Source organism: Rhodococcus sp. 05-2256-B1 (assembly GCF_002258465.1).
In the GTDB taxonomy this organism is placed as follows: domain Bacteria; phylum Actinomycetota; class Actinomycetes; order Mycobacteriales; family Mycobacteriaceae; genus Rhodococcoides; species Rhodococcoides fascians.
In genome coordinates, this window is sequence record NZ_NOZA01000011.1 from 397,061 (window position 1) to 409,275 (window position 12,215).

The 12,215-nt window shown below is 60.5% G+C and carries 11 protein-coding genes and 2 pseudogenes; 6 read left to right on the forward strand and 7 right to left on the reverse strand.

All coding sequences use genetic code 11. The features are described 5' to 3' along the window. Nucleotides 1-112: 112 nt before the first annotated feature. From CH285_RS03860 to CH285_RS03870, 3 genes and pseudogenes are all read left to right on the forward strand, one after another. Nucleotides 113-310 (forward strand): helix-turn-helix transcriptional regulator, encoded by a 198-nt coding sequence (locus tag CH285_RS03860; protein WP_032371535.1) that lies wholly within the window; start codon nt 113-115, stop codon nt 308-310. A gap of 140 nt (nt 311-450) precedes the next feature. Further along, nucleotides 451-651, forward strand: a complete 201-nt coding sequence (locus tag CH285_RS03865; RefSeq protein ID WP_080729341.1) for a protein-arginine deiminase family protein — start codon at nt 451-453, stop codon at nt 649-651. Nucleotides 652-848: 197 nt separating this feature from the next. Then, nucleotides 849-1,775 (forward strand): annotated as a pseudogene (locus CH285_RS03870) (amidase family protein); the annotation flags it as partial. A gap of 1,213 nt (nt 1,776-2,988) precedes the next feature. Here the strand turns inward: CH285_RS03870 and CH285_RS28180 are convergent. From CH285_RS28180 to CH285_RS03895, 6 genes and pseudogenes are all read right to left on the reverse strand, one after another. Next, nucleotides 2,989-3,096 (reverse strand): annotated as a pseudogene (locus CH285_RS28180) (transposase); the annotation flags it as partial. Nucleotides 3,097-3,209: 113 nt separating this feature from the next. Next, on the reverse strand, nt 3,210-3,614 hold the full coding sequence (locus CH285_RS03875; protein WP_032371193.1) for a YybH family protein: 405 nt from the start codon (nt 3,612-3,614) through the stop codon (nt 3,210-3,212). A 33-nt stretch (nt 3,615-3,647) separates the two neighbouring features. Next, complete coding sequence (locus CH285_RS03880; RefSeq protein WP_080729340.1) at nt 3,648-4,838, reverse strand: acyl-CoA dehydrogenase family protein; 1,191 nt, start codon at nt 4,836-4,838, stop codon at nt 3,648-3,650. 62 nt (nt 4,839-4,900) lie between these two features. After that, nucleotides 4,901-5,407 carry a flavin reductase family protein gene (locus CH285_RS03885; RefSeq protein WP_032371191.1) on the reverse strand — a complete coding sequence of 169 codons (507 nt, stop codon included), beginning with the start codon at nt 5,405-5,407 and terminating at the stop codon, nt 4,901-4,903. Nucleotides 5,408-5,440: 33 nt separating this feature from the next. Next, nucleotides 5,441-6,229: an SDR family NAD(P)-dependent oxidoreductase gene (locus CH285_RS03890; RefSeq protein WP_032371190.1), complete on the reverse strand. Its 789-nt coding sequence runs from the start codon at nt 6,227-6,229 to the stop codon at nt 5,441-5,443. A gap of 431 nt (nt 6,230-6,660) precedes the next feature. Beyond that, entirely contained in the window at nt 6,661-7,860 is a 1,200-nt protein-coding gene (locus CH285_RS03895) for a helix-turn-helix transcriptional regulator (RefSeq protein ID WP_080731187.1), read from the reverse strand. Nucleotides 7,861-7,893: 33 nt separating this feature from the next. On the opposite strand from CH285_RS03895, the gene CH285_RS03900 reads away from it, so the two are divergent. Further along, nucleotides 7,894-8,904 (forward strand): LLM class flavin-dependent oxidoreductase, encoded by a 1,011-nt coding sequence (locus CH285_RS03900; protein ID WP_052066964.1) that lies wholly within the window; start codon nt 7,894-7,896, stop codon nt 8,902-8,904. A gap of 69 nt (nt 8,905-8,973) precedes the next feature. On the opposite strand, the gene CH285_RS03905 is transcribed toward CH285_RS03900, so the two are convergent. Continuing rightward, nucleotides 8,974-9,672, reverse strand: a complete 699-nt coding sequence (locus tag CH285_RS03905) for a GntR family transcriptional regulator (RefSeq protein ID WP_032371188.1) — start codon at nt 9,670-9,672, stop codon at nt 8,974-8,976. 226 nt (nt 9,673-9,898) lie between these two features. Between CH285_RS03905 and CH285_RS03910 the strand changes: the two genes are divergently transcribed. Both CH285_RS03910 and CH285_RS03915 read left to right on the forward strand, forming a co-directional pair. Continuing rightward, nucleotides 9,899-10,987, forward strand: coding sequence for a carbon-nitrogen hydrolase family protein (locus CH285_RS03910; RefSeq protein WP_052066981.1), 1,089 nt, complete (start codon nt 9,899-9,901; stop codon nt 10,985-10,987). A 22-nt stretch (nt 10,988-11,009) separates the two neighbouring features. Continuing rightward, the gene (locus tag CH285_RS03915) at nt 11,010-12,152 is read left to right on the forward strand and encodes a cupin domain-containing protein (RefSeq protein ID WP_032371187.1); all 1,143 of its coding nucleotides are present in this window, start codon (nt 11,010-11,012) and stop codon (nt 12,150-12,152) included. Nucleotides 12,153-12,215: the final 63 nt, after the last annotated feature.

The window sequence follows — 12,215 nt, forward strand, 5'->3', positions numbered from 1 at the left end:
TGCCGTTGTGGGATGGCTACGTACTTGTTACTCTGTGGTGGAACCACGTGGACTGACCGAATATGTCCTGCAAAATGTGGCTTCACTACACAATTCAGTGGAGGTGCTGAAGATGCCCAGACGGTTGCTGTCGGTCCCGGAGGCTATGGCTTGCACGGGACTTGGACGATCCAACTTCTTCAACAAGATCGCGTCCGGAGAAATCCGGAGCGTCAAGGGCGGCAAGCGCCGGCTGATCCCGGATACGGCCATCGACGAGTACATCGAAGGTCTCGAGGCGCAATCCGACGCCAGCTCAGGCGTCGCGTGAGGCCCAGGGCCAACTGTCCCTCAGGAAACTAAAACGCCCCCGGAAGATCTCAGTGTTACCAGCACTGAGACCGAGGGCGTCGAAACCACAACCCGTGAGGAAGGAGCTTCGCCACCGATCATAGAGCGTCTTGATAAGTCATTCAATTCTCACCACAGCAGTGGGGCCCGATAATCGACGGCGCGGACATCTTTGAACGTGCACTGATCGATGCCTACGGATCTGTCGGGATGACGGTCACGTTCATCGACGACTACCGAACTCACCACGTCTTCGGCGGTGAAATCCATTGTGGCACCAACGCAGTGCGCACCATCGATGACGAATGGTGGCGACTGTGACGCTCACTGCCTCGAAACCCACACGAACGTCAGGAATGAACATGTCGAACTGCGCTTCACCACGACGCGGCCGGACGGCGAAAACGCTAGGCGCTCTTGTCACCGCAACCCTCGCCCTGTCGGCGTGCTCCGCCGATACCGCTGTCGACCCCCCGACCATCAGCTCTTTCACTCTCGAAGAGGCCACCATCGCTGAAATGCAGCAGGCGATGGAGTCCGGAGCGGTCACGAGCGTCGAGTTGACCTCGATGTATCTCAACCGAATTCAGGCGTACGACCGGAACGGCATTGCCCTGAATGCAATCCCGGTGCTTGATGGCGGGGCACTGGAGGCCGCAGCGGCGTCCGACGCACGCCGTGCCGCGGGTGCCACCCTCGGACCGCTCGACGGCATTCCCTACACGGTCAAGGACAGTTACAAGGTCGCGGGGCTCACAGTCGCGTCAGGGTCACCCGCATTCGAGAACCTGACCGCCACCGATGACGCATTCACGGTTGCACAGATCCGCGAGGCCGGGGGTGTGCTGCTCGGCAAGACAAACATGCCGCCGATGGCCGGCGGCGGCATGCAGGACGGGGTCTACGGGCATGCGAAGAGTCCCTATAACGGCGAGTATCTCACTGCCGCGTGGTTTTCCGGGTCGTCCAACGGATCCGCGACCGCCACCGCAGCCAATTTCGGGGCATTCGGAATGGGAGAGGAGACAGTCTCCTCCGGCCGATCACCTGCGTCGAACAACGGACTCGTCGCCTACACGCCGTCGCGCGGGGTGATCTCGATCCGCGGCAACTGGCCGCTCTTCCCCGTGCGCGACGTCGTAGTACCACACACACGGACGGTCGGGGAGATGCTGGCGCCCCTCGACGTCGTCGTCCAGGACGATCCGGATTCCTCCAATGATCTGTGGCGCGAGCAGACCGCTGTCGAACTTCCAGCAGCCTCGGAAGTCCGACCACAGCGATACGACGAATTGGCACAGGAAGACTCGCTCGACGGACTGCGATTCGGTGTCCCGAAGATGTACATCGGTGAGGACCTCGGCGGCACGAACCCGATCACTGTTCGCCCGTCGATCCGCGCACTGTGGAACCAGGCGGCAGAGGACCTTCGAGCCAAGGGCGCGCCTGCGAAATAGTCGCCGCTGCGCCGTCGTCGACGCAACCCAGCGCTCGGTGATCTCGTCCGCGCAGGAGGGCGGCGGCAACTACCCGAGGAACGATTCTCGGGACACGTCCCTCGGGGGTAACGACTTTTCCGCGGACAGACCGAACAATTGGCTTCGTCGGTAACCCCTCGGCTTCGACTGCCCTTCCGAATATTCTGAAGGGGTGACGCTCTGGATCAAGAGATCGAGTGAACGGCTCGCCTCTGTTTCCCCGCTCGGATTATGTTCGATCTAAAAATTCTCCGGGCATTGTCAAGGTTTCTTCGGCGGAGCGCTCGCTACTGGCTCTGGTAAAAAGTGCGGCCGTTCGCTCAACTGACTGGCCTATCGTCTAGAAGGTCGAGTTGACGAACCGTGCAGTTCAGACTGTTGCGCAACAAACTTTCAGCCCATGCCCTGGCGCTGTCCTGTTTGGTCGTCAATTCCCAGGAAGCCGCCGTCAGCTATCCGTGACTAGGATCTCGTCACGGATGACGAGTGGCTCGGCCCAGGGCGGATCCTATGTAAGACGCATCGTCATCGGGCTCGCGTCATGTCTGCGAACCCTTCCCATTTGCACGCGCAGCATGCTGCATAGGCATTTGTCAGATGCTCACCTGTGCTCAGGGTGCGCCCCACGATCTCTGCAGTACACGCACCTCCGCAAGCCGGGCACTGCCTGGTGAAGAAGCCGCCCGGAATACCCAGGTATTCGTAGAACATTTTGCGATCCTTAAACCCCGACCCTATTTATCTCCTTCAGCGTCAGACCCCGTTGTGAGAAACCCTTCGCCTTACACCCTCTCGGGTTCGTCTACAGGGGCACTCATAGTAAGCACGTCGCCGTGGCGCTCCAGAAGGCGAATTCTGCGCCGCCGGAGTTTAGTTTGTTGTTGAACCTCGAAGCGCGTCCACATTCGACGATTATTGGTCCGAATCCGAGGCGAACTAAAAATACGCACACCGTATTCGAGTGGGAGCCAAAGCCCGGTGGCGATCGTGCAAACACTCGCGTGGTACCGCCGACGAAGAAACTTGATGGGAGCCCGTCTCCGGTACCGATCCATGTCGATCATCACCGCACCGCTGTCATCCTGCGTACTGGTCGCCTCGCGAGCTCGGAGGCACATCGGGGAGCCCTGTGCGGGAGTGCCGGGTCAGGTCCACCGCGTTGCGATAGACCATAGACGTTGATGGCCAGTTCACGGGCGACCTCGGCGATGGTGCGGCCGGAATCGATCACCCGGCGTGCGGCCTCGACCTTGTACTCGGTCGTGAGCGACCTGCGTTTACGGGACATGAAGACATCCTTCCAGCGGAACCTGTGGCCCTGCTAGCTCGGTGTTCACTATCCGGAGGGAACTTCACCGGGCTTGGCGCGGTAACGACGACTAACCCTGAACGTGGCGAATGCTAACCGTTTCCCGCCCACACACAATCAATGAAGAACCGCCAGGCGCCATCGACCCCGCGGTGCACGACATCTGCGCTACGGCCCTTGATTTCTAATGGGCGGCTGTCGGGGCCATCTGCCGTGATCGTGTAGTCGTGCAGGATGAGTGCGTAGTCACCGACCTGCTGGACCCACGTGACGACCCCTTCCACCGCCGGCGGCGGGTCTGTCATCGTGGTGATCAACTCGCGAATTTCTTCGGTACCTCGTGCCAACGTTCCCGGCTCGGGTGAGAAGGTGGCGTCCTCGTCGTACATCGTCATGAGCCCGGCGACGTCGCCGGCGTTGAGGTAGCCCGAATAGATCCGAACAACGTCGTGCGGAGTCGCTGCGGTCTCGTAGTTGCGGCTCGTCGTGTTTGTCATGTGCTCTCCTGTGGTCGGGGTATGCAAGTCGGCTCAGAAGTAAGGGTCGCGCGTGGGTGGCTCGAGGCCGAGCTCCAAGCGCCCGTAGAACTCACCGACGGTCTGGAAATTGAAGACGACATGAGTTGCGATTGCGTGCGCGTCTCGCCATGCACGTTGGATCGGATTGCTCACGTACATGCCGCGCGCCCCGGCCATTCGCTGCATCCGATCCAGTGCGCTGAGGATGACCTTGACCGAGTACACGTTGTCCCGTCGGCATTCGACGCGCGTCTTGAGGTCGAGATCGGCGGGGTTCAGTATTCGGCGTCCGGTGCGTTCGAGCAGCAGCTGCGCTGCGTCGAGCTCCACCGCGGTTTCGGTCAGCTCGGCCTGGGTGGCGGGATGTTCTGCTACTCCGGCACCAGTGACGCTCGAGGCACGGGATTTGGTCCATTCCCGAAGGTATTCATAGGCACCACGGGCCGCGCCCAGCGCAACATACGCGGCGTTGTAGGAAAAACCGGGGGCCAGGGGCACCTGATACAGGGTGCTCCCGAGGGATTCGACTCCCGGTCCGACGCCGTCGCGTGCCCATTCGAAGGGAATGACTCGATGTGTGGGTACGAAGGCGGCCTCGACGACTGTGTCATTGCTGCCGGACGCGGACAGTCCTACGTTGTGCCAGGTGTCCTCCCACGTGAAATCGCCCGGGGCGACGAGGAACATGTGCAGCTTGGGCGGTGTCTGGCCCTCTATGAAGGCACCGAGGATTGTCCATTCGTCGTGAATGATTCCGCTGCTCCACGGCCAGCGGCCGTTCAGTACATAGCCACCGTCGACTGCCTTTGCCTTACCCATCGGTGCAAAGATGCCGCCGATGCTCACGTCGGGGCCCTTCGACCAGACATCGGCCTGCGCCTGCTCAGGAAAATGGGACAGCAGCCACGCATGAGCACCGAGGAACGAGGCGAGCCACGCCGATGAGGTGCAGCCCTTGGCCAGCTCCATGCAGGTGTCGCTCACGGTCTCGAAGCCGAGCTCGTAACCGCCCCATTTGCGGGGGGTCATCACACGACCGAGTCCCGCAGCGACGATGTCGGCCATGGTCTCTGCGGAGACGTTCCGGTCCAGCTCCGCGGGGACCGCGCGTTCACGCAGAATTGGGGCCAGTGCCCGCGCTCGATCGACGAGTTCGTCGTGGGTTGCCATCGTTGCCGGGGCTTGAATATCCATCGTGGTCATGAAATCTCCTTATTCTAGAAAGTTCCTGTTGCTGGGGATATGCGGTGGTCGATGTGCGCCGACTACTTCTCTTGCGAAGCGTCGAACGTTCCGTATTTGCCACGGAAGAACACAAGGGGGTCAACCACCTCCGATACGCCCACGTCGAGGACGTCGGCCACAACGATGGTGTGATCACCCGCATCGTGTTCGTCGCGGACGGCGCACTCGACCCACGCCATCGCACTCTCGAGCGCCGGGCCTGTCGGCCTGTCGATCCAACCGATGTCGGCGAATCGATCGAGTCCTTTCTGGCTGAATCGTTTTGTCACAGCGGCATTCTCACGGCCCATGATGTTGATGCAGAACCTACCCGCGTCTCGGATGGCCGGCCACGTCGATGAACTGCGGCCGGGACACAGCAGGATCAACGGCGGGTCGAGCGATACCGAGGTGAACGAATTGGCTGCCATACCGATCGGACCGTCGCCACCGTGTGCTGTGACGATTGTGACGCCAGTTGCGAAGTGGCCGAGCACAGTTCGAAGACGGTCTGCTGTCAGAGCCGGTGCAGTGTGGATTGTGGTCATGGACTTCTCTCCTGGTGGCCGTGCACGAGTCGATCAACGAGCGAGGTAACCACCGTCGGCAACCCACGCCGCACCGGTGACGAACGATGCCTCGTCCGAGGCGAGAAAGACCGCCACAGCGGCGATTTCCTCCGGTCGAGCAACACGTCCGAGGGGAATTACCGCGTCCCCTGCGTGCCAGATTTCGTTCTCGACTTCCTGCGTCATGTCCGGAACGAAGTGTCGAAGCTGGTTCGTACGAGTGGTACCCGGAACGACCGAATTGACCCGGATGCCATCTCGGGCGTACCGAGTGGCCAACGACGTTGCCAGCTGCCGGCCCGCGGCCTTCGATGCGTTGTACGCGAAAGAGCTTTGAGAACCGTCTTTTTCGCTGTCGAACTCCTGTCCGACGAACGCCGATACCGAAGCCACGTTGACGATGGATCCGGATTTCTGAGCGATCATGGCCGGCAGCACGTGCTTGCAGGACAGGAATTGGCCGCGCACGTTGGTTTCCATGACGAGATCCCAGTCCTCCACGCTCGTCTGGGTGATGTCGCCGAAGAACATCATTCCGACATTGGTCACCAAAACATCGATGCGGCCCCAACTATCGAGTGCTGCGTCGGCAAGTGACTTTGCTACCAACTCTTCGGAGATGTTGCCGGCAATGGCGATGTGACCGTCGCCAGGCAAAGTCTTGATCAATTCGTCGAGATAAGAACGTCGCAAATCGTTCAAGACCAGTCTCGCCCCCTCGTCGGCAAGGCGACGCGCCACTGCGGCACCAATTCCGCTACCCGCACCAGTAATGATCGCTACCTGTGATTCAAATCTCATGTGTGTCAACCTATTCGAACCAGGCGCACCGTAGCTAGGCCTCGTCCGGGTGCTACATCCGCTCCCTCGAACGGGGGAATCCGAATCAAGGTGAGCGCCACGCTTCCGCCGCGAGTGATTGCTGATCTACCGATTCGAACGATCTTCTGCGTGAGGTCGTCCGAAGTGCACATGGCCGTCCGAGATACTTTTCTTGCTCGGTGCGCTGTCGTTCGTCTGAGGGTTGGTCACGGCGAAGAGTCTGCGTCGCATTACTATCCGACGGTTCGCAGGCCGACGACGGTGCCGTGGTCGGCCCGTCGCGGCGGACTTCTGTTGCGGACAGTCCCGCGGACCATATGGCCGCTGGGCGCATCCGCGACGGGGCGCGCCCGGGCGGAAGATCGGCGAATTTTCAGCCCTGACTTCGTAGGACGCATTCACGCCTCTTGTTACTTCATCCCCTGAAGAAAAACGAGGCGGACCAGATCGACGCGAGAGTTCACGCCAAGTTTGCGATAGACGGATTTGAGATACTGCTTCACGGTGTGCTGACTGATCGACAGTTTTTGAGCGATGTCGACGTCGTGTAGACCGTCGACCACCAGCGTGGCGACATCGAGTTCACGCCTACTCAGCAGGTGCGCGTAGACCTCGGGGATGTTGCACTGACCGTGCGTACGCAACCTCAACATGGTAATCGTCGTGCTGGGGTCGTCGTCGGCGAGGACGGACTGGACGGAGAGGTGCAGCTGACCCCGGTCCGACTCCGCTACGCGCACTTCGATAGCCGTGACACCGTCCTGCCGCGGCCGTTCGGTGAGCAAGTCGTCGAAGTGGGTGATGCCCAAGCGGCTCAGCGTGTCGAGCAGAGTTCTCGCCTGCCGGTTGTGATGACGCTGTCCTGTCTGGGCATCGGTCACCACTACTGCTTCGTCCACGAGTTCGAGCGCGCGGACGACCTGATCCCGATGCCGCTCCGCAGCGTCGCAGCGGCGCTGGCCGATCAGAGCAGTTCCCACGATGCGGCCGATGGCGGACGCAGCCGATCGCAACTTTTCGCGACCCTCCCAATGTCCGGTGCCGGCAAAGATGGCAATTCCTGAGATTTCGCCGGCGCACAGTACCGGTATCTGGAGGATGTAGTCGAAGCTGTGGAGGTGCAGAACTTGCTGATACAGGGCACTCGCCCGCCACTCCTCTTCGTTCATCAATTCGTGGTTGTCGACTGCCAGTTTGGTTTCGAGCACCCGCTGCAGGACGGGATCGAGATTGCGCCCGAATTCTTCGTACCGGCTGAGGAAAAAGTCACTCACCCCGTACATCGCGACGCCTTGTACAGATTGTGACTGTGGTTTGAGCAAGTACAAGGCTGCGGACGGCGCACCGATCACATCGCGGCCGAACTGCAGGAATCGGTTGCTGAGGTCCGCGGCGTCAGTTGCCTCGGACAGCGTTTCTGTGAGCGAGGCAAGCCAGCCCAGGGTTTCGTGAGCGTCAGTCATAGGAGCCCTTACTGAAGTCGATTCGGGCGGGTCGGGTGGGGAAATCGAACGATTACCTCCGTTCAGGGTGGACAGTCGAGGCTCATACTCTATGATTTGATCACATTGTCGCCTTCCGGCGAGTCTCTGCGATGTTGCAGAGTTCATCAGAAATGACCATAGAACCAGGGGGCTTCGAAAATGAAGCTTGGAGTTTTCTTACCATCTCGTGGACGTATCGCAACTCTTCCCGCACTGAAGGAGACCGCGCTGGCCGCTGAGCGCCTCGGTTACGAGTCGGTCTGGGTCGGCGACCACCTGAGTTACGGGGAGTCGCACGCCAATCACAGCCCTTCGTACCAGAAGGATCGGGCCGACAACGCCGAGATGAATTACTACGAAGGCCACACAACGCTCAGCTATCTGGCGGGACTCACCGAACGTGTGAAGCTGGGGATGGCAGTGCTGGCGGTTCCGATCCGCGATCCAAGGGTCTATGCAAAGGAAGCGTTGACCCTGCAAACACTGTCGGACGGCCGACTCGTCATCGGCTGCGGCATGGGCGATTACGTGGGGGATTTCGCGCTGACCGGCAGGTCCAAAAAGAACCGCGTCTCCATGACCGAGGAATATTTGGACTGCCTGAACTCCCTCCTTCAGGGAGGGGAAGTGAGCTTCGAGGGTGAAACCGTGAGCGTGGAGAAGGCGTACTTCTTCCCGAAGACCGCCAAAATTCCGTTGTTGTACGGAGGTGGCGTCAGGTTCGTGGGTGAGGGTGACGACCGTGAGTTTGCGCTCGCGGACAAAGCAATTCGACGCGCGGCCCAGTTCTGCGACGGCATGATGCCGTACGGACCTCCTGAGCTCGTTGTGCGGATTCAGGATACGGCGCGAGAGATCGCTGCGAACGAATTCGGCCGCTCCATGGAGCACGAAACGGTGGTCATGGGCCATCATGCTCTGGTGTATCGGACCGACGAGGCGGCGAACCAGGCGGCAGCTCCCTTCCGGGAGAATTCTGCAATCCCGTTCCACGAGACCGACATCATCGGCGGTGTAGAGACCGCCGCAGCGAAGCTCCAGAACTACGTCGACAGTGGAATCGATCACCTCATACTGATGTTCAGCGTCGCGACCGTCGAAGAGCAGCTGGAGATGATGGGCATCATCGCCGAGGAAGTCGTGCCGCTCCTGAAGCCGCGATCTTCCTGAAAGCTGTAGTCCCTCAATTCCATTTCCGCAGTGGTGCCGTTCGGTACCACTGCGGAGTGCTCGACAGCGTCAGTAATTGTGTTCGGCGAGCTTCTGCCGAATCTGCGCGGCAATCTTCGGGTTGACACCCTCGACGGTTGCCAACAGATGTTCCTGCAAGGCGTGGACGGCGGCGTCGGAGTCTCTGGCCGTGCACGCGGCCAGAATGGATTCGTGTTCTCGGCGGCGGATCGCAACCTCGGCCTCGTCGGAGAGCGAATGAGCTCGGTAGCGCTCACTGTTCTGCCACGTCGGACCGATCGATCGCATCAACCAGCTGAGGTCTGCTGCGCGGTAGATCGTGAAATGAAATCTCTCGTGTGCAATCCGCGCAGCATCGCGATCACCGAGTCGAAGGGCCAGCTGCTGGGCGTCCAGTGCATCCGACGCCTCCTTCGCTGCCGTCGCGTCGAGCGAGTGCGCGGCCTGCCGGACAAGAGTGCCCTCCAGCACGATTCGAGTGAAATAAGTATCGGCCAGATCCTCGTCGCTCAGCGGCCGAACGCGCGCTCCGCGGTGCCGCTCGACCTCGATGATGCCGGTCGCCTCCAAGTGTCTGATCGCCTCTCGGATAGGCATCATCGACATTCCGAGGTCGTCGGCCAGTTGCTGCAGACGCAGTGGACTTCCCGACGGAATTCGGCCGTCGAGGATGGCCCGGAGGATCGCATCTCGCGCTTGATCTGTGGTCGTCGTCCGTTCGGGGGCACTCAGTCCGTGCTTGCTCATGGAACACCTCTTACTCTCTCGTTGCTCATTGGTCGCTTCACCCGCCTAGCGATTCGCTGTACAGATTCGCGTCTTCTATCCAGAGAACCCCGAACAATTACATCAAATGCTATGACATCACATTCGGTGCCGATCGAGGCGTTGACAGCCAACGAGTTGCTGCTAGGATCGCCACATCAAACGATTTGATCATATAATAGGAAATGCTGATGGATTGGAGCCGATCTTGAGTGCCCAGGCCGTAGATCATCGCGCAGACGACGAGTTTCCCCGTTTTCGTGCGGCGGCGGTGCAGGCATCGCCTGTGTTCCTCGACCCGAACGCAACGGTCGACAAAGCCTGTTCTCTTATTCGCGAGGCCGCTGACAACGGTGCAACCCTCGTCGCATTTCCGGAGGTCTTCGTCGCCGGTTACCCCTACTGGAACTGGACCATGACACCGATTCAGGGGAGTCCCTGGTTCGAGAAGCTCTACCGAGCGTCGATCAAGATCGATGGGCCCGAGGTGGCCACCTTGTGTGCCGCAGCCAAGAACGCTCACGTCACCGTGGTTATCGGAGTCAACGAGCGACCAGCCGTGGGCGTCGGCACGCTGTACAACACCACCGTGACCATCTCCGACGACGGTGCGGTGCTGGGTGTTCACCGAAAGCTGGTGCCCACCTGGGCGGAGAAGCTCACCTGGGGGCAGGGTGACGGCAGCTCGCTGAAGGTGCACAAGACTGCGGTCGGACCACTCGGAGTTCTTGCCTGTGGCGAGAATACGAACACGCTGGCTCGCTTCGCACTGTTGGCACAGGGGGAGATGGTTCACGTCGCCGGCTACATCGCACTGCCGACCGCACCCGCCGACTACGACATGGTCGAGGCAATCAAGACCCGATCCGCTGCCCACGCCTTCGAGGGGAAAGTTTTCAATGTGGTGGCTTGTTCCACCATTTCCCGCGAGATTGTCGATGCCGTCGCCGGTACCGACGACGCCGCTCGGTCCATGTTGACCAGACGACATAGCGCGTTCAGCGGAATCTTCGGACCCGACGGACGATTGATGACAGAACCGCTCATTGATGACGAAGGAATCGTCTATGCAGACATCGACCTCGCAAAGTGCATACAGCCCAAGCAGATGCACGACATCATCGGACATTACAACCGTTTCGACATCTTCGACTTCCGCGTCGACACTCGCGTAAGGAGCGCGGTGTCGATTGCCGACGGCGGTGCCGACGCGCTGCGGCAGCCGGGTATCGGGGGTGCGACTAGCGCCGGTCGGCGTGACGAGAGCGACACCGCTCCGACAACACCACATCAGTGAATCGCGACAGGAGACCAATCGCATGACGACCAACGAAGCACGAGTAGACGGCGACGCGCTTGCCGACGACCAGATCGGTCGCGCTCGTGTGCAGCAAACCGACGAGCTGCGGCGGTTTTACGAGAGCCTCGAAGAATACGAAGCAGGCGCTCTCTGGACCGTCGCCAACGATATCGAGCCTTGGTTCCCGCAGCCGAAGGGCGTTCCCATGCTGTGGTCCTACAAGGCTTTACGACCGAAGCTGCTCGAGGCAGCAAGGTTGGTCACCGGAGATGACGCAGGCCGCCGTGTCATCTACATGGCCAACCCTGGCCTACGACACATCGCCGCTGCTGCCGGCCTGCTCTACACAGGTCTGCAGATCATGAACCCCGGCGAGTCCATGACCGCTCATCGGCATGCGGCCTCGGCGCTGCGGTTCGTCCAGGAGGGCGAAGGCGCGTGGACCATCGTCGACGGAGACAAGCTCGAGGTCGGACCGCGCGATTTTGCGATCACCCCGCGTGGCACCTGGCACGAGCACGGCAATGAATCGACCACGGATCCGGTCATCTGGCAGGACGGACTGGATATCCCCCTCACCAATGCGTTGGACACCAATTTCTATGCAGTGCACCCAGATCTACATCAGGTGCCGGGTAAGGAGGTCAACACCTCGTTGCTTCGATACGGCGCAGGCACGTTGCGACCTATCAATGCCCCCACGTGGACCCGTCGGTACTCTCCGCTGTTCGCCTACCCGTGGGAGAAGTCCTACGAATCCCTGCTGAACTTGGCGAAGATCGCCGACGGTAGCCCCATCGACGGACACGCTCTCGAGTTCGTCAACCCGGTGACCGGCGGATCGGTGATGCCAACGATGGGGGCGCAGATCCAGCTCCTCGATCCTGGATTCGAGGGAAGCGCACACCGCCACACCGGAAACGTCGTCTACACCGTCGCCAAGGGGGCCGGACACTCGATCATCCAGGGTAAGCGATTCGACTGGACCGAGAAGGATATCTTCGTCGTCCCGGCTTGGGCATGGCACGAGCACCACAACGCAAGCGCGACCGAAGACGTAGTTCTCTTCCAGTTCAACGACTTTCCTACAGTGAAGGCTCTTGACCTCTACACCGAAGAAACATACGACGCCAACAGCGGTCAGCAGTTCCTCGACTTCTGACCACGCCCCCCATATTTCCGGTCGCTTGCGCGTCGTGTGCAAACGGCTACCGAAACATGCTTA

Bases quoted from the DNA above. Each gene is read 5' to 3' on its own strand.
- CH285_RS03885 (WP_032371191.1), bottom strand. From the start codon at position 5,407: ATGACCACAATCCACACTGCACCGGCTCTGACAGCAGACCGTCTTCGA.
- CH285_RS03895 (WP_080731187.1), bottom strand. From the start codon at position 7,860: ATGAACTCTGCAACATCGCAGAGACTCGCCGGAAGGCGACAATGTGAT.
- CH285_RS03890 (WP_032371190.1), bottom strand. From the start codon at position 6,229: ATGAGATTTGAATCACAGGTAGCGATCATTACTGGTGCGGGTAGCGGA.
- CH285_RS03915 (WP_032371187.1), top strand. From the start codon at position 11,010: ATGACGACCAACGAAGCACGAGTAGACGGCGACGCGCTTGCCGACGAC.
- CH285_RS03860 (WP_032371535.1), top strand. From the start codon at position 113: ATGCCCAGACGGTTGCTGTCGGTCCCGGAGGCTATGGCTTGCACGGGA.
- CH285_RS03905 (WP_032371188.1), bottom strand. From the start codon at position 9,672: ATGAGCAAGCACGGACTGAGTGCCCCCGAACGGACGACGACCACAGAT.
- CH285_RS03900 (WP_052066964.1), top strand. From the start codon at position 7,894: ATGAAGCTTGGAGTTTTCTTACCATCTCGTGGACGTATCGCAACTCTT.
- CH285_RS03875 (WP_032371193.1), bottom strand. From the start codon at position 3,614: ATGACAAACACGACGAGCCGCAACTACGAGACCGCAGCGACTCCGCAC.
- CH285_RS03880 (WP_080729340.1), bottom strand. From the start codon at position 4,838: ATGACCACGATGGATATTCAAGCCCCGGCAACGATGGCAACCCACGAC.